The sequence below is a fragment of the Burkholderia sp. ABCPW 111 genome, assembly GCF_000773065.1.
GTDB classification, from domain to species: Bacteria; Pseudomonadota; Gammaproteobacteria; order Burkholderiales; family Burkholderiaceae; genus Burkholderia; species Burkholderia savannae.
In genome coordinates, this window is the sequence record NZ_JPWT01000044.1 from 1 (window position 1) to 1280 (window position 1280).

General features: G+C 72.1%; 1 protein-coding gene and 1 pseudogene. Both read left to right on the plus strand.

Annotation, left to right across the window (positions count from 1 at the left end; all coding sequences use genetic code 11):
* A pseudogene (locus tag X946_RS34975) lies at window positions 1–243 on the plus strand (hypothetical protein); the annotation flags it as partial.
* Between the two features lie 11 nt (window positions 244–254).
* Entirely contained in the window at window positions 255–1136 is an 882-nt protein-coding gene (locus X946_RS05895) for an alpha/beta hydrolase family protein (RefSeq protein ID WP_038744856.1), read from the plus strand.
* The last annotated feature ends 144 nt before the right edge of the window (window positions 1137–1280 follow it).

Below are 1280 nucleotides of genomic sequence, written 5' to 3' on the forward strand. Positions count from 1 at the left end.
CTTCGCCGACTTCGCCGACTTCGCCGACTTCGCCGACTTCGCCGACTTCGCCGACTTCGCCGACTTCGCCGACTTCGCCGACTTCGCCGACTTCGCCGAGCCGGTCAGACCGGCACGACCGAAAAAGCGGACAAGGCCGGCAAGACCGCCGCAACCGGTTCCGCCTCGCGCGGCCGCGCCGCCGTCGAAGCGGAGGGCGGCTGGCGGGCAATCGCGTTCGCTTGCACAATAGCCGCTCGATAGCGAGGATGTCGATGCACGAACGACCGCAGATCACGGCCGAGACGACACGGTTTGCCGCGCTGGACGGCCGACTGTTGACGGGGACTTTCCATGCGCCGGGCACGCCGGGTGCGAGCAACGGGCGCAGCGTGCTCGTGAACGGCGCGCTCGGCGTGCCGCGCGGCTTCTACGAGCGCTACGCGCGCTTCCTGGCCGGCGACGGCTTCACCGTGCTGACCTACGACTATCGCGGCGTCGGCGATTCGCGCAAGCCGCCGGCCGAAGCCGACACGGCGACGCTGCGCGACTGGGGCGAAGCCGATCTGCCCGGCGCGCTCGACCATCTCGCCGCGCGCGCGCCGTCGCATCGGCTGCTCGCGGTGGGGCACAGCGTCGGCGGGCAGATGTTCGGCCTCGCGCACAACAACGGCCGTGCGGCGGCGCTGCTGTCGATCTGCTGCCCGAGCGGCTACTGGCGGCTATGGCCGTGGCCGCGCCGGCCGCTGCTCGCGGCGCTGTGGTTCGGCGTCGTGCCGGCGCTGGGCGGCGTGCTGTCGCATCTGCCGGCGCGACGCCTCGGCCTGGGCGGCGGCGCCGACCTGCCGTCGGGCGTGATGCGCGAATGGGCGCGCTGGAGCCGCCATCCCGACTATCTGATCGACGGCGCGGGCCGTCCGCTGCGCGAGCATTTCCGCGATTATCGCGGCCGGATTCTCGCGTACACGGTCAGCGACGACTGGATGGCGCCGCCCGCCGCGGTGCAGGCGCTGCATCGGCTCTATTCGAGCGCGCAGATCGAGCACCGCGAGATTTCGCCGGACCGCCGGCAGCATGCGATCGGTCACTTCGGCTATTTTCGCGACGATAATCGCGCGCTGTGGCCGCTCGGCGCGGCGTGGCTGCGCGAGCAGTGAGCCGCCGGGGCGGCAGCGCGTGATGCCGTGCCGCAAGCGGGGAGCCACGCGCCACACGCCACACGCCACACGCCACACGCCACACGCCACACGCCACACGCCACACGCCACACGCCACACGCCACACGCCACACGCCACACGCC